Source organism: Natrinema sp. 1APR25-10V2 (assembly GCF_031626495.1).
In the GTDB taxonomy this organism is placed as follows: Archaea; Halobacteriota; Halobacteria; order Halobacteriales; family Natrialbaceae; genus Natrinema.
Genome location: NZ_JAMQOJ010000004.1, coordinates 401,509 through 417,334, shown reverse-complemented (window position 1 = coordinate 417,334; position 15,826 = coordinate 401,509). Strand labels below are relative to the sequence as shown.

The 15,826-nt window shown below is 67.6% G+C and carries 17 protein-coding genes; 12 read left to right on the top strand and 5 right to left on the bottom strand.

What is annotated here, in order from left to right; translation table 11 throughout:
* Positions 1-66 precede the first annotated feature (66 nt).
* From NDO75_RS15040 to NDO75_RS15030, 3 genes are all read left to right on the top strand, one after another.
* Positions 67-1,416: an O-acetylhomoserine aminocarboxypropyltransferase/cysteine synthase family protein gene (locus NDO75_RS15040; RefSeq protein WP_310907340.1), complete on the top strand. Its 1,350-nt coding sequence runs from the start codon at positions 67-69 to the stop codon at positions 1,414-1,416.
* A complete protein-coding gene (gene metX / locus NDO75_RS15035) occupies positions 1,413-2,621 on the top strand; it encodes a homoserine O-acetyltransferase (protein WP_310907339.1) in 1,209 nt (402 codons plus the stop codon). Before NDO75_RS15040 ends, metX begins: the two co-directional genes overlap by 4 nt.
* 137 nt (positions 2,622-2,758) lie before the next feature.
* On the top strand, positions 2,759-3,529 hold the full coding sequence (locus NDO75_RS15030; protein ID WP_310907338.1) for a hypothetical protein: 771 nt from the start codon (positions 2,759-2,761) through the stop codon (positions 3,527-3,529).
* Between the two features lie 117 nt (positions 3,530-3,646).
* On the opposite strand, the gene NDO75_RS15025 is transcribed toward NDO75_RS15030, so the two are convergent.
* Both NDO75_RS15025 and serB read right to left on the bottom strand, forming a co-directional pair.
* Entirely contained in the window at positions 3,647-4,033 is a 387-nt protein-coding gene (locus NDO75_RS15025) for a hypothetical protein (protein WP_310907337.1), read from the bottom strand.
* Between the two features lie 199 nt (positions 4,034-4,232).
* The gene (serB, locus tag NDO75_RS15020; protein ID WP_310907335.1) at positions 4,233-4,877 is read right to left on the bottom strand and encodes a phosphoserine phosphatase SerB; all 645 of its coding nucleotides are present in this window, start codon (positions 4,875-4,877) and stop codon (positions 4,233-4,235) included.
* A gap of 123 nt (positions 4,878-5,000) precedes the next feature.
* Between serB and NDO75_RS15015 the strand changes: the two genes are divergently transcribed.
* Positions 5,001-5,690, top strand: coding sequence for a hypothetical protein (locus tag NDO75_RS15015; protein ID WP_310907333.1), 690 nt, complete (start codon positions 5,001-5,003; stop codon positions 5,688-5,690).
* A 15-nt stretch (positions 5,691-5,705) separates the two neighbouring features.
* Here NDO75_RS15015 and NDO75_RS15010 read toward each other — a convergent pair whose 3' ends face one another.
* Entirely contained in the window at positions 5,706-6,167 is a 462-nt protein-coding gene (locus NDO75_RS15010; protein ID WP_310907332.1) for a universal stress protein, read from the bottom strand.
* Positions 6,168-6,392: 225 nt separating this feature from the next.
* Between NDO75_RS15010 and serA the strand changes: the two genes are divergently transcribed.
* The 5 genes from serA (at position 6,393) to NDO75_RS14985 (ending at position 10,463) form a co-directional block, all read left to right on the top strand.
* A complete protein-coding gene (gene serA, locus NDO75_RS15005; RefSeq protein WP_310907330.1) occupies positions 6,393-7,979 on the top strand; it encodes a phosphoglycerate dehydrogenase in 1,587 nt (528 codons plus the stop codon).
* Positions 7,980-8,127: 148 nt separating this feature from the next.
* Positions 8,128-8,385: a hypothetical protein gene (locus NDO75_RS15000; protein ID WP_310907329.1), complete on the top strand. Its 258-nt coding sequence runs from the start codon at positions 8,128-8,130 to the stop codon at positions 8,383-8,385.
* 82 nt (positions 8,386-8,467) lie between these two features.
* On the top strand, positions 8,468-8,836 hold the full coding sequence (hisI, locus tag NDO75_RS14995; protein ID WP_310907328.1) for a phosphoribosyl-AMP cyclohydrolase: 369 nt from the start codon (positions 8,468-8,470) through the stop codon (positions 8,834-8,836).
* Position 8,837: 1 nt separating this feature from the next.
* Positions 8,838-10,016 (top strand): hypothetical protein, encoded by a 1,179-nt coding sequence (locus tag NDO75_RS14990; RefSeq protein ID WP_310907327.1) that lies wholly within the window; start codon positions 8,838-8,840, stop codon positions 10,014-10,016.
* Between the two features lie 51 nt (positions 10,017-10,067).
* A complete protein-coding gene (locus tag NDO75_RS14985) occupies positions 10,068-10,463 on the top strand; it encodes a universal stress protein (protein WP_310907326.1) in 396 nt (131 codons plus the stop codon).
* A 9-nt stretch (positions 10,464-10,472) separates the two neighbouring features.
* Here the strand turns inward: NDO75_RS14985 and NDO75_RS14980 are convergent, their stop codons facing one another.
* Together NDO75_RS14980 and glmM are read right to left on the bottom strand one after the other, a co-directional pair.
* A complete protein-coding gene (locus NDO75_RS14980) occupies positions 10,473-11,729 on the bottom strand; it encodes a PQQ-binding-like beta-propeller repeat protein (RefSeq protein WP_310907325.1) in 1,257 nt (418 codons plus the stop codon).
* 109 nt (positions 11,730-11,838) lie between these two features.
* Positions 11,839-13,215: a phosphoglucosamine mutase gene (gene glmM, locus NDO75_RS14975; RefSeq protein WP_310907324.1), complete on the bottom strand. Its 1,377-nt coding sequence runs from the start codon at positions 13,213-13,215 to the stop codon at positions 11,839-11,841.
* A 102-nt stretch (positions 13,216-13,317) separates the two neighbouring features.
* Here glmM and NDO75_RS14970 point away from each other — a divergent pair, with 102 nt between their 5' ends.
* The 3 genes from NDO75_RS14970 to NDO75_RS14960 all read left to right on the top strand — a co-directional run bounded on the left by NDO75_RS14970 (position 13,318) and on the right by NDO75_RS14960 (position 15,800).
* The gene (locus NDO75_RS14970) at positions 13,318-14,229 is read left to right on the top strand and encodes a hypothetical protein (RefSeq protein WP_310907323.1); all 912 of its coding nucleotides are present in this window, start codon (positions 13,318-13,320) and stop codon (positions 14,227-14,229) included.
* Positions 14,230-14,299: 70 nt separating this feature from the next.
* On the top strand, positions 14,300-15,157 hold the full coding sequence (locus tag NDO75_RS14965) for a ribose-phosphate diphosphokinase (RefSeq protein WP_310907322.1): 858 nt from the start codon (positions 14,300-14,302) through the stop codon (positions 15,155-15,157).
* A 103-nt stretch (positions 15,158-15,260) separates the two neighbouring features.
* On the top strand, positions 15,261-15,800 hold the full coding sequence (locus NDO75_RS14960) for a heme NO-binding domain-containing protein (protein WP_310907320.1): 540 nt from the start codon (positions 15,261-15,263) through the stop codon (positions 15,798-15,800).
* Positions 15,801-15,826 lie beyond the last annotated feature (26 nt).

Below are 15,826 nucleotides of genomic sequence, written 5' to 3'. Positions count from 1 at the left end.
TCTCTAGCCTGCCGTATTTGCCGTTACTGAGACGCATATGAACGTGGAGAAGTATGCATACTAAACATGAGCGACGACGCGAGCGACGGGAACGACGCTGGCGCCGCCGGGCGCGGCGAGCGCGGCTTCGGGACGCGCAGCGTCCACGCCGGCCAGTCCCCCGACCCGGACACCGGCGCGATGGCACCACCGATCCACCAGACGACCTCCTACGTCTTCGAGGACGCCGACACGGCCGCCGCCCGCTACGCCCTCGAGGACGACGGCTACATCTACTCTCGTATCGCCAACCCCACCGTGTCCGTACTCGAGGACCGGCTCGCCTCGCTCGAGGGCGGGGCCGGCGCGGTCGCGACCGGCAGCGGCCTGGCGGCGCTCGATTCGGCGACGCTGATCCTCGCGGAGGCGGGCGACAACGTCGTCTGTTCGACCGATACCTACGGCGGAACGACGGCCTACTTCTCGAAGACTGCGACGCGGCGAGACATCGAACCGCGGTTCGTCCCCACGCTCGAGTACGACGCCTACGAGGCGGCGATCGACGAGGACACCGCCTTCGTCCACGTCGAGACGATCGGCAATCCGTCGCTGGTCACGCCGGACTTCGAGCGCGTCGCCGAGATCGCCCACGACAACGGCGTCCCGCTGGTCGTGGACAACACATTCGCGACGCCGGCGCTGTGTCGCCCACTCGAGCACGGAGCCGACGTCGTCTGGGAGTCGACGACCAAGTGGCTCCACGGCTCGGGCACGACGGTCGGCGGCGTCCTCGTCGACGGCGGCTCGTTCCCGTGGGGCGAGCACGGCTACGACGAAATTTCGGGCCAGAACCACGCCTACCACGACGTCGACTTCTCGCGGGACTTCCCCGACGCGCCGTTCGCCGCGACGGCCAGGTTCCGCTCGCTCCGGAGTCTCGGCAACCAGCAGTCGCCGTTCGACGCCTGGCAGACCCTGCAGGGACTCGAGTCGCTGCCCCTGCGAGTCGAAAAACACTGCGAGAACGCACAGATCGTCGCGGAGTTCCTCGACGACCACGAGGACGTCGCCTGGGTCACGCATCCGGGACTTGCGGACCATCCGACCCACGACAACGCGAACCGGTATCTCGAGGACTACGGCGGCATGGTCGCGTTCGGGCTCGAAGAGGGATTCGAGGCGGGAAAGGCATTCTGCGAGAACGTCGAGGTCGCCCAGTTCCTCGCGAACATCGGCGATGCGAAGACGCTCGTGATCCACCCTGCGAGCACGACCCACGGCCAGCTCACGCCCGAGGAGCGCGAGGAGGCGGGCGTCACCGCCGACCTGATCCGGATGTCGGTCGGGATCGAGGATCCCGCGGACATCCTGGCGGATCTCGAGCAGGCGATCGACGCGGCGACGAGGGCCTGTCGGGGAGAGGGTGAGCAGCCGTGACGACGAAGGAGACGGTCGACCTCGGCGAATTCCGGTTCGAATCCGGGGAATCGATTCCGAAACTCGAGGTGGCCTACGAGACCTACGGCGAGTTCACCGGCGACAATGCGGTGCTGGTCTGTCACGCGCTGACCGGCAGCGCCCACGTCGCCCGCCGACCGGACGCCGGCGGGGAGACGGCGGGGCAGGCTCGAGCCTGGTGGGGCGACGTCGTCGGCCCCGGGAAGGCGATCGACACGAGCGAGTATTTCGTCGTCTGCGCGAACGCGCCCGGTTCGTGTTACGGGACGACCGGCCCCGCGAGCGAGAACCCCGAGACGGGCGAACCCTACGGCACCGACTTCCCGCCGGTCACGGTCGGCGACTGGACCCGATCGCAGCGGAAACTGCTGGACGAACTCGGCGTCGGCCGGATCCACGCCGTCGTCGGCGGCAGCGTCGGCGGGATGAACGTCCTCGACTGGCTGCGCCGCTACCCCGACGACGTAGAGCGAGCGGGGGCGGTCGCCACTGCCGCCCGCCTCGACGCGCAGTGTCTGGCGCTCGATACCGTCGCCCGGCGAGCCATCACGGGCGATCCCAACTGGAACGGCGGCCACTACTACGGCGGGCCCGAACCCGAGGAGGGACTGGCTCGAGCGCGCCAGATCGGCCACATCATGTACCTCTCGAAGGCCTCGATGGGGCGCAAGTTCGGCCGCCGCTCCGCGGGCCGTGAAGCGGTGCGCGAGGAGCCGCCGGACCCCGCGGCCGCCTTCTTCCCCTATCGGGAGGTCGAGTCCTACCTCGACTATCAGGCCGACAAGTTCACCGATCGGTTCGACGCCAACAGCTACCTCTACATGACGCGCGCGATGGACGACTTCGACCTCTCGGCGGGCTACGAGTCCGACGCCGACGCGCTGGCGGCCTTCGAGGGCGAACTCCTCCTGCTCTCGTTTACCGGCGACTGGCACTTCACCACCGAGCAGGCCGAGGCGCTGGCCGAGGCCTGCCGCGAAGCCGACGTCGACGTCGCCCACCACGTCATCGAGTCCGACCACGGCCACGACGCGTTCCTCGTCGAACCCGAGAAGGTCGGCCCGCCGCTCTCGGAACTGCTCGAAGAGGGGCTCGCCGGCCGAACGATCACCGATACCGCGTCGGACGACGCCGACGAGACCGGGGAGTTCGCCCCGGTCCATACGAGCCTCTTTTCTGAGTGATTCGTTATCGAAGCGAATTTCTTATAGTTATCTCTAACTGGAAAACACCGCTCAACACACCTCTGGTACAGAATTTAATCGATGCGTGATAAAACAGTGCCGTAAATTATAATATCCCGCTGTCTGATGTATTGGTGATGTCAGACGGGAAGCAACTGGAATACGAAGAGGAGGAGGAATCGGTCGGACAACAGCGCGTTCCGCGGGAGGACGGAACCGAGCTGCCGCTCAAAGAGGGTGCCGTATTCGGGACTATCGCAGTGGTCGCCACGTACCTGTCGCATCTCTACCTGACGATCGTGGCATCTGCACAGGCGACCCCGACGACCTACACTGACGGCGATACGACGGTCGTCACTGATCTCGTGAGTTCGTGGGTCGCTGCGGGCTGGAGTTACCTCTCGACATTCGGTGTCGGATTCGAAGCTAGCGGCGAAGCCGCAACGCTCGGACAGGCGCCGAACAACGTCGCGGCGATCACCAACGTGCCGTTCACTCTCGCCACGACAGCGTTATTCGCGGTCACGGTCGGGACCGTCGTCGCAGCCGGATACGGGATCGCCCGGTACACCGACGCCGACGACCCGGTCGAAGCGGTCAAGGCGGGGCTGACCGTCGTTCCGCCGTATCTCGTCTTCGCCGCACTGGCGGCGTTCCTGATGACCCACGACTACTCCGACCCCCAGCTCGTGGGACGCATCGTCGACAGCGTCGGGCCGCTCGAGGCCGGACAGTTCTTCAACGACGAAGGGAACGTCGTTTCGAACCTCACCTTCGGTCCCTCGATGACCGACGCGGTCCTCTTCGCGGGAGTCATCTTCCCCGCCGCGTTCGCGGTCGCCGGGGCGCTCAGCACGCAGTGGGAGGAAGTCGTCGATACCGCGATCGCGAAGGTCAACGAGCGGTAACGACGGCGGCCACACGGGTCGACGAGTACCGACTGATCGATCGCTTTTTTGTAACGTTGAGATATCGGCCGGACGGGTGATACGCCGATCGAAGCCGAAGAACGGTCGTCCCGAATATCAGTCGCTGCTCTGTCCGTACGCGTGCGAGTGATCGAACGAAACGTAGTGATCGGCGTGTGGCCGGTCGGAGCGCCGGCGATCGATCCAGTACTGGAGATCGGAGACGAACAGCGCGAGATTCTCACGAGCGAGCAACTTCATCGAGACGCCCTGTGGCGAGCGGAATAGGGCGATCAGCGACCACATCGTGCCAGCGGCGAGCGCACCCAGTGCAGAGAAGGTCATTCCGAGCGTGAAGAACGTCGTCGCGTAGACGAAGCCGATCCCCATCGACGGCAGACTCGTGCCTAGCGGAACCCGCGCGCTGGCGTCGCGCAGCGTCGGCGCGAGAAAGACGATCGAGAGGCCGCTTCCGAGCATGAATACGAGGTCTTGCCACATCATCAAAACTACTTACTCGCTCTCGAGTTAATAACCTCGTCGGTGCCGAAATCGGCTGTTGAGCCCGACAGTCATCGATTTGCCACTGACACGCCCGTTGATAGGCGAACGGCCATGTGCGGCACTCACAGGGGGAGTCAGCGCCTCGAGGAAGGACTCAATCGGCGATTACGGGCGCTAAAAAGCGGTTACGCAGCTCCGATTACTGTTCGGCGATGACGGACTCCGCGAGCAGCGTTTCACGGGCTTCGGTCATCGTCGTGACGACGACGTCGCAGTGGGGTTCGACCGCCGGCTTGGGTTCGAAACCGATCGCCAGCCCGGCGACCTCGAGCATCGGCAGGTCGTTGGCCCCGTCGCCGACGGCGACGGTATCCGCGAGGTCGACGCCCACGTCGTCTGCGAGATCCGCGAGCGCGTCGTCCTTGGTGCCCTCGATCAACGGCCCTTCGACCGCGCCGGTGAGTTCCCCCGTTTGCATCGGCAGCCGGTTCGAGACGATGTGGTCGACCGAGACGCCCTCGCGCTCCAGCGCAGCCGCGACGCCGCGTTCGAAGCCGCCCGTGAGAATTGCGGTCGTGACGCCTGCCTCGTTCAGTTCCTCGATGAGGTCGGCAGCCCCCTCTCGGAGGACGACCTCGTCGAAGGCGGCCTCGGCCTCGGCTTCGGGGAGCCCCTCGAGCAAAGCCGCGCGCCGACGCAGACTCTCGGCGTAGCCGATTTCGTCGTTCATCGCGCGCTCGGTGATGTCGGCCATGTCCTCGGCGACATCGCGGCGACTGCCGAGCAGTACGGTCATCTCGGAGTCCGAAAGCGTCCCGTCGAAGTCGAAAGCGACGACTGTCATTGTGCCCCGGTTGTCGGTCCCCGGATAAACCAGTTCAGGTTTCGTGCCGGAGTGCAGCGAGTCGATGGTTTCGGACCAGTGCCGACCGAAACGTATTATCCACTTGCCTTCGTTGGCGCTTACATGTCGTCCGATCGACGGTTCGAATACGACAAGGGACCGCAACTCGAGGACGAACGGGAGAGCGACGCGGGCGAAACCGGTGGTGACAGCGACGACGGGGACGAGTCGGCGGACGAGCGGTACCCGCGGCGACGACGGGTGGCCGTCCCGCCGTGGAAAGTTGGAGCCGTCTCGGGTATCGGAGCCTTCGTCGTCGTCGTCGCAGTAACGTACCAACTGGTCGGCGCGATGTTCGCCGGGGGCCTGTTCAGCGGAATCGAAGACCGTCCGAGCCGAGCGGCCATCACGGGACTGGTGGCGCTCGGGAGCCACGGCGCGACGATCGAACGCGGCAACGAGACGATACAGGGAGCGTACGGTGTCGTTCGTGGCCTGACCACCAACGTTACCGCGCTCGTCCCGGTCGTCGTCCTGTTGGTCACCGGCTACCTCCTCGTGCGCATCGTCCGCCTCGAGACGCGGCGCGAAGCGGGCCTCGCGCTCGGCTCGCTGTTGCTGAGCTACGTTGTCCTCACGGCCGGCCTGGCGACGGTCGCTCGCTGGACGCCGGAGGGGGGCGGCGACGTCGAGACGCTTGCCGTCTCGATCGACCCGTCCCTGTTCGCTGCGGTCGGCGGTACCGCGGTGGTGTTCACCACGATCGGCGCCGGCATCGCCGCCCTCCCGCGACAGTTGGCGACCGAGCGGTGAGCCGACGGTCGGCGGCTACGGCGCGTCGTCTTCCTCGACGGGCGTCTTGATGATCGTCACCGGTCGCGAGGCCAACCGCGCAACGCGGTCGGTGACGCTACCCAGCAGCTGGCGGTACTCGCCGGGGCGTTCCTTGGACCCCATCACGAGCAGATCCACGTCCGCCTCGTCGGCGTACGCGAGGATCTCGTCGTGAGGCGAGCCGTGTCGCACGACCGTCGTCGGCTCGAGCCCCGCCTCCCGGGCCGCCTCGGCCGCCGACTCGAGGGCGTCCTCGCCGACGTGCTCGAGCGCGGCCTCTAACCCTTCGAACTCGTGGACGTACTCGTCGCCGCTGTAGGAGGCGTAGACGTCGCTGTCGACCACGTACAGCAGGTGTAGCTCCGCGCCGGTCCGTTCGGCGACGGCGATGGCGTGTTCGGTCGCCAGTTCCGTTCCCTTCTCCGCGTCGGTGGGCAGCAGAATCCGATCGTACATAGCCGACAAGACGCGGCCTGTAGGGATAATTCGGCCGGGTATTTTCACTCGACAGGAACGCCATCCCGAACTGCCCAGCGGCTGCTGTCGGGCCTCGGGCGGGCGATGGGAGCCGACGGGCGCGGCGCTCCGAGCGACGGACAGTCGCCCGGCGAGGAAGCGGTGTTTTTTGCCTGCCCCGAGCACAACGGAAGGGTTTACGTTCTCCGCGCGGTTGTCCCGCGCATGAAGGTTCTCGTCACGGATCCGATCGCAGACGCGGGTCTGGACGTACTCAGAGACGCCGGCCACGAGGTCGAGACGGGCTACGAACTCGAGGGCGACGCGCTCCTCGAGGCAGTCGCGGACGCCAACGGACTCATCGTCCGCTCCGGGACCGAAGTGACCGAGGAGGTCTTCGACGCCGCCGAGGAGCTCGTCATCGTCGGCCGAGCCGGCATCGGGGTCGACAACATCGACATCGACGCCGCGACGGACCACGGCGTCATCGTCGCCAACGCCCCCGAGGGCAACGTTCGCGCCGCCGCCGAACACACCGTCGCGATGACGTTCGCGGCGGCTCGCTCGATCCCGCAGGCCCACATCCGACTCAAGAACGGCGAGTGGGCGAAAAGCGACTACCTCGGGGCCGAGCTCAACGGCAAGACGCTTGGCGTCGTCGGCCTCGGCCGCGTCGGCCAGGAGGTCGCCAAGAAGCTCGACTCGCTGGGCATGGACATCGTCGCCTACGATCCCTACATCAGCGAGGAGCGCGCCGACCGCATCGGCGCGGAACTCGTCGATCTCCAGGCGAGCCTCGAGCGGGCGGACTTCCTGACCGTCCACACGCCGCTCACGCCGGAGACGGAGGGGCTGATCAGCGAGGACGAGCTCGACCTGCTGGGCGACGGCTACCTGATCAACTGCGCCCGCGGCGGCGTCGTCGACGAGGACGCCCTCGCGGCGAAAGTCGAAGACGGGACGCTGGCCGGCGCCGCGCTCGACGTCTTCGCCGAGGAGCCCCTCGCCGCTGACTCGCCGCTGCTCGAGCACGACGATATCATCGTCACGCCCCACCTCGGGGCCTCGACGGAGGCCGCCCAGGAGAACGTCGCCACCTCGACGGCCGAGCAAGTCAACGCCGCGCTGATCGGCGAGCCGGTCGCGAACGCCCTCAACGCCCCGTCGATCGACGAGAGCGCGTTCCCGCGCGTCGAGCCGTACATCGAGATTTCCGAGACGGCCGGCAAAGTCGCCGCGCAGCTGCTCGAGGGTCGCATCGAGGACGTCGAGGTCGTCTACGAGGGCGACATCGCCGACGAGGACGTCGAGTTCGTCACCGCGAGCGCGCTCAAGGGCATCTTCGAACCCCTCGAGTGGCAGGTCAACGCCGTCAACGCGCCCCAGATCGCGAAGGACCGTGGCGTCGACGTCACCGAGTCCAAGACCCGTCAGGCCGAGGACTTCCAGAGCCTGATCTCCGTGACCGTCAGCAACGACGACGACGAAGTCTCGGTCGACGGCACCCTCTTCGCGGGCGACGACCCGCGTATCGTCCGCATCGACGGCTACCGCGTCGACGCCATCCCCCACGGTCGGATGGTCATCGCGCGCAACACCGACGAGCCCGGCGTCATCGGCCTCATCGGCTCCGTCATGGGCGACTACGACGTCAACATCGCCGGCATGTTCAACGCCCGCGAGACCATCGGCGGCGAGGCCCTGACCGTCTACAACGTCGACAGCGAGGTTCCCACCGAGGCCAAGGCGGAACTCGAGGCCGACGAGCGGATCATCGCCATCAACGACATCACGCTGAACGGCCAGAACTGAGCGTCGCAGAAGCCGCTTCCGTCAGCCTGCAGATTTTCGACTCGACTTGCGCGAGCGACCGCCACCCGCCCGCAATCGGGACAGTCCGGTCTACCGTGAGCGCGGTTTATGCCATGTGATAGCGTACGTACTACCGGAGGCGAGAGAGATGGCAATTCCGGAGCGCGGTCCAGTACAGCAACCGACGAAGAGCGCCCTCGAGGACGCCGCGACGACGAGGTGGGGGATCCGGGAGGGGATCGGGCTCTCGCTGGTCTCGATTTTCGGGCTACTATTGCTGGTGGTCGGGCTGATGCTGGCCCCGGGACTCGCCGCGGCAGCGTCGACGGTCGCCATCACGGTGGGCCTGCTTGCGTTCGCGGTCGCGCTGGTCCTCGTCGGTCGCTGGAGTTGGCAGGGGCGCTAGCGGCGACCCGCTTTTTTCGACGCACGTTCCGCGACCTGTCCGCGGCAAAAGACCTATCGCTCGGACGAACAACAACTCGCGTATGGACGACGACGTTTCGGTCGACTTCGGCGAGGACGGTCTCGTTCCCGCCGTGGCACAGGACGCCGACACCGGCGAGGTGCTGATGCTCGCCTACGTCTCGCCGGAGGCCCTCGAGCGGACCCGGGAGACCGGCCGAGCGCACTACTACTCGCGAAGTCGGGACGAACTCTGGGAGAAGGGGGCGACGAGCGGCCACGTCCAGACCGTCGAGGAGGTCCGCGTCGACTGCGACGCCGACACCCTCCTCTATCTGGTCGACCAGGAGGGCGGCGCGTGTCACACGGGTCACCGATCCTGTTTCTACCGGACGGTCGAGGGAGAGACCGTCGGCGAGAAAGTGTTCGACCCCGACGCCGTCTACGAGTGAGATGAGCGAGCGCGCCCACCCGTCCGACGCCGGACCGAACGCCGGCGACGGAAGCGACGGCGAGGCGACGCCGCTCGAGGAACTCGAGGCCGCCCGCAACCGCCTCGAGGCGATCGAGACGCGGATCGACGACCACGGCGAGGGGACCGTCGAGGAAGTCGCGACGGCCTACCGAAACGCCACGAGACTGCTCGAGGACTACGTCGACCGCGCGACCGGGACCGGGAGGGAGAACTTTCAGGCGTACATCGAACTCGAGGGAAAGTTCGATACGCTCGTCTCGGACCTCGACGACGACCTCCCCGAACGCGAGACCTTCGAGGACGCCCTCGAAGCGATCGATAAACGGCGGCTCAGCGAATCGGACTTCGAGCGCGCTCACGAGGCCCTCGAGCCCGCCGCCGAGTACGCAGACATGCTCGAGGAACGCGAGGCTGCCCGTGAAAATCTCGCCCAAGCGCGCAAGACCGCGAGCAAGCGCCGGCGCGACCTCGACGACGCGATCGACGAGCGCGAACGGCTGCTCGAACTCGCGAACGCCGACCTCGACGCGCCGGTCGAGCGCCTTCGCGAGCCGATCGAGACCTACAACGAGGCCGTTCGAGAGGCGTTCGAGGACTATCGACTCGAGGCCAGCGCACGGGAGGTGTTCGACCTGCTCGAGCGCAGCCAGTGGTATCCCTTCGTGAGCTACGAACAGCCGCCCGACGATCTGGCGAGGTACGTCCGGGAGAATTCAGCGGGGGAGTATACGATCCCCCAATTGCTCGAGTACGCCGACTACTCCCGGTCGAAGCTCTCCCACTACGTCGACAGCGCCGACGAACTCAAGCGCAACGTGGCGACCCAGCAGACGTTCCTCGACGGGATCGACGCCGAGCCGCTGACGATCGACTGGCCGCCGGGGCCGGCCGGAGAACTGCGCCGGCGCGCGCGGGAGTACCGACCGTTCGTCGCCCGGATCGCCGACGAGGACGTCGTCGCGACCCTGCGTGCGGTCCGCCTGCTGACGACCGACGCCGACTACGATCGGTTGCAAACCGCAGCGCAGGCCGTCGTACAACTCACCGCAGACGAGCGTGAGCGTCTGGCCGACGGCCGCGTCGGAGCAGAACTCGAAAAACTGCGGACCGAACGGGAGCGACTCGCGGCCGCACTCGAGGTCGAGGATCCGGTCTGAACTGTTCGCGTGCAGCGCCCTCTTTTAGCCGGTGTCGTCCGATGAACGCGTATGAACAGGCACGTCCTCGTCCCGATGGACGACTCCGAGCCGGCCCGGGCGGCACTCGAGCACGCCCTCGAGTGGGTCCCCGCCGATCGACTGACCGTCGTGCACGCGATGGACGACCTCGAGGCCGACTACGGCGGCGTCGTCGCGGGGGAGAGCGACCCCGACTTCTTCGCCGACGCGCGGTCGCTCGCCGAGTCGCACGACCGATCCCTCGAGACCGCCGTCGTCACGGGGTCTGGAACGGCGGACGCGATCCTCGAGTACGCCGACGGGAAAGGCGTCGACGCGATCGTCATGGGTAGCGAGGGGAAGGCCGGCGTCTCGCGGATGCTGCTGGGCAGCGTCGCGGAGTCGGTCACGCGGCGCGCGGAGCTCCCCGTGACGATCGTTCCGTGACGGTCGCGATCAGTCCGACAGCGCGACGAGCGTCCCGCCTTCGTCGCGGGAACTCCAGTAGCAGGGGACGTACAGCCGCCCGTCGGCGGCGACGGCGTCGAAGCCGACGTTGCCCGGTTGGTCGACGGACCACCGCGTCTCGCCGGTCTGCCTGTCGACGGCGTAAGTCGTTACGCGCTCGTTCAGTTGCGGTTTTTCGGTCGTGACGACGACCGACCGCTCCGTCACGAGTGGGCGCGTTCGGAGGTAGACGCCGTCGTCGGCGGTGAGGGGCGTCCGCCACTGCTCGCTCCCGTCCGTCGTCGCGTAGGCGACGAGGTCGCCCGACGGCGTGGTGACGAACAGTCGATCGCCGTCGGTCGCGATGCTCGAGGAGAGGGTCGCGTCCGTCGTCCAGACGCCGTCACCGGTCGCGACGTCGACGGCGTGGATGCGGTCGAATCCGGGGACGTACACCGTCTCGTTGGCCACGGTCGGCGTCCCGAACTGTCGGTCGTCCCGATACAACCACTCCGCGACGCCGCCGTTAGCAGCCGGATCGATCGCGACGACGCTCCCGAGGATCGCGGTCGTATAGATGACGAAGCCGCCGCCGACGGCCGGGGGTGAGAACGATCCGCGGTCGGTACCGGTCCGGTAGGTCCAGTTGGGGTGGCCGCGTTCGCTGAACGCCAGTAACTCGTCGCCGGTCGAGGCGAAGACTTGCTTTCGGAAGCCGACGGGGGCTTCGTTGACCGAGTCGTCCGTCCCGTGTCGCCATCGTGGGGTTCCCTCGCGCGCATCGATCGCGTACACGCCGCTTTCCCCGGCGTGGCCGATGTAGACCGAACCCCGATAGACGATAGGCGGACGGCCGGAGTAGCCGGTCCCGAAGTGTGGCAGGTTGCGCCGCCACTGCTCGCGTCCATCGTCCGCCCGGAGCGAGAACACCGCAGGGCCGGTACCGCCCTCGTCGTCCGATTCGGCGCCGCCGTGGACGACGACGCGATTACCGACGACGGCCGGCGGTGCCATGCTCCCGGCGAGGCCGAACGTCCAGTCCTCGCTCGGATCGTCGATCCGGACCTCGGGAGCGAAGCCCCTGTGGCGGGGATTCCGACCGTACTGCGGCCAGCCGCCGGATTCACCAGGCAAGGGACCGGTCGCGTCCTCGGCAGTCCTCGACCAGTCGAACAAACTCGTCCCGGTCATGCTACAGCCCGCGATCGCCACGATACCAGCGGTGCTGGCGGTCCCGAGGAGTCGTCTGCGTGAGTGGAGAGCCATATTATCCATACCTCGGTGCGTTGATAAAACCAATCACCCAGTAGGATATATAATATTGGCACAGTAATCGGCGAAGGATCGAGGACGCCGACAGAGGATCGAACCGATCTCAGGCGTCGGCTTTCGCCGCGGCCAGCGCCTCGTACATGTCGTCGGCGAGCGTCTCGGCGCGGTCTCCCTCGCGGGCCTCGGCGTAGATCCGGACGAGCGGCTCGGTGCCGGAGGGACGGGCAAGCACCCAGGCATCGCCGTAATCGAGCCGGTAGCCGTCGCGGGTGTTCAGTTCGGCATCGGCCGCCTGGGCCTGATTGGCCGCCGCATCGAGCATCGCGTCGCGTTCCGCCGTCGACTCGTACTCGACGTTGCGCCGGACGTTGACGTAGCCGTCGTAGGGGGCGACGATCTCGCTGACCGGCCGCTCGGCGACCAGTTCGAGAAAGCGCGCCGCCGTGAACGCGCCGTCCCGGGAGAGCCGGTAGTTCGGGAAGAAGATGCCGCCGTTGCCCTCGCCGGCGATCGGCACCCGCTCGCCGTTATCCTCGAGTTCCTCGATACGGGTGATGATGTTGGTCGAGCCGATCGGCGTGAGCTCGAGTTCGGCGCCGACCTCGTTGACGACGTCGACGAGGCGCTGGGAGACGTTGACCGCGGAGACGGTGGTATCGCCGGCCTCGAGTTCGGCCGCGGCGAGCGCGGCGAGGGTAGCGTCGCCCTCGACGTACGCGCCGTCCTCGTCGAAGAAGATGGCGCGGTCGGCGTCGCCGTCGTGAGCGATGCCGACGTCGGCGTCTGTCGCGCGGACCAGCCGGCCCAGATCGGCGAGGTTGCCGGGGACGGGCTCGGGATCGCGGCCGGGGAAGTGGCCGTCGGGCTGGGCGTTGACGGTGACGACGCGACAGCCGAGTTCGCGGAAGAATTCGGGGCTGGTCAGCGATCCCGCGCCGTGGCCCGGATCGAGCGCGACGGTCAGGTCGGCGTCGGCGATCGCCTCCCGGTCGGCGGCCGCGAGCAGTTCGTCGACGTACTCCCGGCCCGCGCCGTCGATCTCGCGGACCCTGCCGGTCTCGTTCCAGGGGGCGACGGCGAAGGACTCCGTGAGCAGCGTCTCCTCGATCTCCTCGAGCGCCGAGATCGAGAGCTCGACGCCGTCGGGGCCGACGAGTTTGACGCCGTTGTACGGCGGCGGATTGTGCGAGGCCGTGATCACCATGACGGGGACCCCCTCCCGTTCGGCGTAGGCCTGTGCCCCCGGCGTGGGGACGATCCCGAGGCGGTCGACGTCGGTGCCCGTACTCGCCAGGCCGCTCGCGGCCGCGTCGGCCAGCATCCGCCCGGTGTGGCGAGTGTCACGGGCGATGGCGACCCGGCCCCCACCGCGGCCGCCGTCCCAGGCCGTCCCCGCCGCTTTCGCGACGCGCAGGACGAACGCGGGCGTCAGCTCCTCGTTGGCGACGCCCCTGGTCCCGCTCGATCCGAAGACTTGCATTACGCGCTAGTCTGACCGGCCACCCCAAAGGGATTCCGCAAAACGACCGCCACGGGGCCGCCGTGACGGAACGTTTTCAGCCCGCCCCGGCCACGTTCCCGTATGGACTCAATCGAAGAAAAGCGCGTCTTCGGCGACCGCGAAGGGGCGCTCACCGCCTACGTCGCGAGCGCGATCGGCGTCGTCCGCGTCCGGGTCGCCGGCGCCACCGTCGGCGAATTCGGCCTCTGCGAGCGCTGTACCGCCCGCGGCGTCGCAGCGACTCGGAGCAGCGTCGCCGTCGCGACCGACGAGGACGTTCGAGAGTTCGCGCTCGAGGACGAAACCGACGATACGGCGGACGAAGCACCGGTCGACGCCGGCGACGAAACCTTCACCGAAACGGGGTTCGGCCCGGCGGTGGCCGTCGGCTACAACGACGGGGACTTGCTCGCGGCCGGGCAGGACGGCCGCGTCGCCCGTCGCGCAGTCGGAACCGACGAGTGGACGACCCTCGTGGACGACCTCGGCGCGGCGGTGCGGGCGATCGACGGTGACCTCGTCGGCACCGAAGACGGCGTTTACCGCGTCCACGACGATGGACTCGATCACGCCGGACTGACGGACGTGCGCGACATCTCGGCCGCCGGCGTCCCGCTCGCCGCCACCGCCGACGGACTCTACAAACTGGGCAACGGCTGGATGGAAGTCCTCGAGGGCGACTTCGAGACCGTCGCGGCGGACCCGCGCTCGGAGCCGGGTCGGCTCCTCCGCGCTCACGCCGTCTCGGAGTCGGGGCTCTACGAGTGCGCGGCCGACGACGAGTGGCAGGCGCTCGAGAACTCGAGCGATCCCGGCGAGCGGGTCGTCGATTTCGGCTACGGCGACGCGGTCTACGCCGTCACGGCGGACGGAACATTCCTGTCGGCGAGCGACGGCGACTGGCGAACGCGAACGCTCGGCGTCACCGACGTCGCCGGATTGGCGATCCCCGCGGCCGAGGTGACCGACACGGACGCCGACGAGACCGACTGACGACCGAAATCCGAGGGCGGGTCGTCGGAAGAACGAAAACGGGTTTACCCCCCGGCCTGTCCCACCGACTATGATCGTCAGCGGATCCGCGTCGCAGGCCCTCGCCGCGTCGCTCGCGCGCGAACTCGAGGAACCGCTCGCAGCCGTCGAGTACGACCGCTTTCCCGACGGCGAACTGCTCGCCGCCGTCCCCGGCGTCGCCGACACCGAGCCGGATCGAGCGGTGATCGTCGCCTCGACCGTCTCGAGCGACGCCCACCTCGAGGTGCTCCAGTTACAGGACGCCGTCCGCGAGGCCGGCGTCGAAGAGGTCGTCACCGTCCTGCCGTACATGGGCTACGGTCGGCAGGACGCCGCGTTCGAGCCGGGACATCCCGTCTCCGCGCGGGCGGTCGCCCGTGCGATTTCGACCGGCACGGACCGGGTACTGACGGTCAATCCCCACGAGGAAGCGGTCTGTGAATTCTTCGAGCCGACGGCGACCGCGGTCGACGCGGCGGCCCGACTGGCCGAGCCGCTGCCTGACGACCTCGCGGAGCCGGTCTTCCTCTCGCCCGACGCGGGCGCGATCGAACTCGCCGAAACCGCCCGCGAGGCCTACGGCGCTGGCGAGACCGACTACTTCCAGAAAACCCGTCACTCCGGCACCGAAGTCGAGATTTCTCCCAGCGACGTCGACGTGGCCGGCCGCGACGTCGTCGTCGTCGACGACATCATCGCGACGGGATCGACGATGAGCGAAGCCGTCTCCCTCCTTCGCGACCGAGACGTCGGCCGCGTCTTCGTCACCTGCGTTCACCCGCTGCTGGCGCGCAACGCGGTCACGAAGCTCTCCCGGGCCGGCGTCGAGGCGATCTACGGCACCGACACCATCGAGCGCGGCGTCGACACCGTGTCGATCGCGCCGGTCCTCACACGACACCTGTAAGTAAACGATTAAGTAGCCCCCGAGCAGTTGCCTAGTTGTTAGCGCGTGGCACGAGTCGCTACGACCGCACGACGTGCCACGGAAGCGGACAAAGGGAGCCCACATGCACGGAATCGTCCACAAGTCCCTCAAGGAGTACGTCGTCGAGCGAGCGGACGACGACACCTGGGATACGATCGTCGAGCAGTCCGATCTCGAGCCGAAGCTGTACCTTCCCGTCACCCACTACGACGACGCGGAGATCGACATCGTGCTCCAGGAACTGTCGTCGATGGCGACCCAGGACAGGGACGCCATCGAGCGCGACTTCGGCCGGACGCTCGCCCCCGAACTGCTCTCGACGTTCAGCGCCCACCTGCGGCGCGACTGGGAGTTCCCGGAACTGCTCGCGTCGCTCGAGGACGTCTACGACGACGTCGACGACGCGACGAATGAGGCGACGCTCCCGGCCATCTCCTGTACCCGCGAGTCGGACGGCGCAGTCGTCACGTACGACACCCAGCGTGACCAGCAATACTGCGGGCTGGCCCACGGGGTCCTCGAGGGGCTCGCCGCCGCCTACGGTGCCGACGCGACGGTCACGAAAACGACCTGCGTCGACGACGGTGCCGACGAGTGTACGTTCCAGGTCGACTTCGAATAGCGGCTGCCCCGTTTCCCGTCTCGATT

Bases quoted from the DNA above. Each gene is read 5' to 3' on its own strand.
- NDO75_RS14985 (WP_310907326.1), top strand. From the start codon at position 10,068: ATGAACAGGCACGTCCTCGTCCCGATGGACGACTCCGAGCCGGCCCGG.
- NDO75_RS15010 (WP_310907332.1), bottom strand. From the start codon at position 6,167: ATGTACGATCGGATTCTGCTGCCCACCGACGCGGAGAAGGGAACGGAA.
- NDO75_RS15030 (WP_310907338.1), top strand. From the start codon at position 2,759: ATGTCAGACGGGAAGCAACTGGAATACGAAGAGGAGGAGGAATCGGTC.
- NDO75_RS14970 (WP_310907323.1), top strand. From the start codon at position 13,318: ATGGACTCAATCGAAGAAAAGCGCGTCTTCGGCGACCGCGAAGGGGCG.
- NDO75_RS15000 (WP_310907329.1), top strand. From the start codon at position 8,128: ATGGCAATTCCGGAGCGCGGTCCAGTACAGCAACCGACGAAGAGCGCC.
- glmM (WP_310907324.1), bottom strand. From the start codon at position 13,215: ATGCAAGTCTTCGGATCGAGCGGGACCAGGGGCGTCGCCAACGAGGAG.
- NDO75_RS15025 (WP_310907337.1), bottom strand. From the start codon at position 4,033: ATGATGTGGCAAGACCTCGTATTCATGCTCGGAAGCGGCCTCTCGATC.
- NDO75_RS14960 (WP_310907320.1), top strand. From the start codon at position 15,261: ATGCACGGAATCGTCCACAAGTCCCTCAAGGAGTACGTCGTCGAGCGA.
- NDO75_RS15040 (WP_310907340.1), top strand. From the start codon at position 67: ATGAGCGACGACGCGAGCGACGGGAACGACGCTGGCGCCGCCGGGCGC.
- hisI (WP_310907328.1), top strand. From the start codon at position 8,468: ATGGACGACGACGTTTCGGTCGACTTCGGCGAGGACGGTCTCGTTCCC.
- serB (WP_310907335.1), bottom strand. From the start codon at position 4,877: ATGACAGTCGTCGCTTTCGACTTCGACGGGACGCTTTCGGACTCCGAG.
- serA (WP_310907330.1), top strand. From the start codon at position 6,393: ATGAAGGTTCTCGTCACGGATCCGATCGCAGACGCGGGTCTGGACGTA.
- NDO75_RS14980 (WP_310907325.1), bottom strand. From the start codon at position 11,729: ATGGCTCTCCACTCACGCAGACGACTCCTCGGGACCGCCAGCACCGCT.
- NDO75_RS14965 (WP_310907322.1), top strand. From the start codon at position 14,300: ATGATCGTCAGCGGATCCGCGTCGCAGGCCCTCGCCGCGTCGCTCGCG.
- NDO75_RS14990 (WP_310907327.1), top strand. From the start codon at position 8,838: ATGAGCGAGCGCGCCCACCCGTCCGACGCCGGACCGAACGCCGGCGAC.
- NDO75_RS15015 (WP_310907333.1), top strand. From the start codon at position 5,001: ATGTCGTCCGATCGACGGTTCGAATACGACAAGGGACCGCAACTCGAG.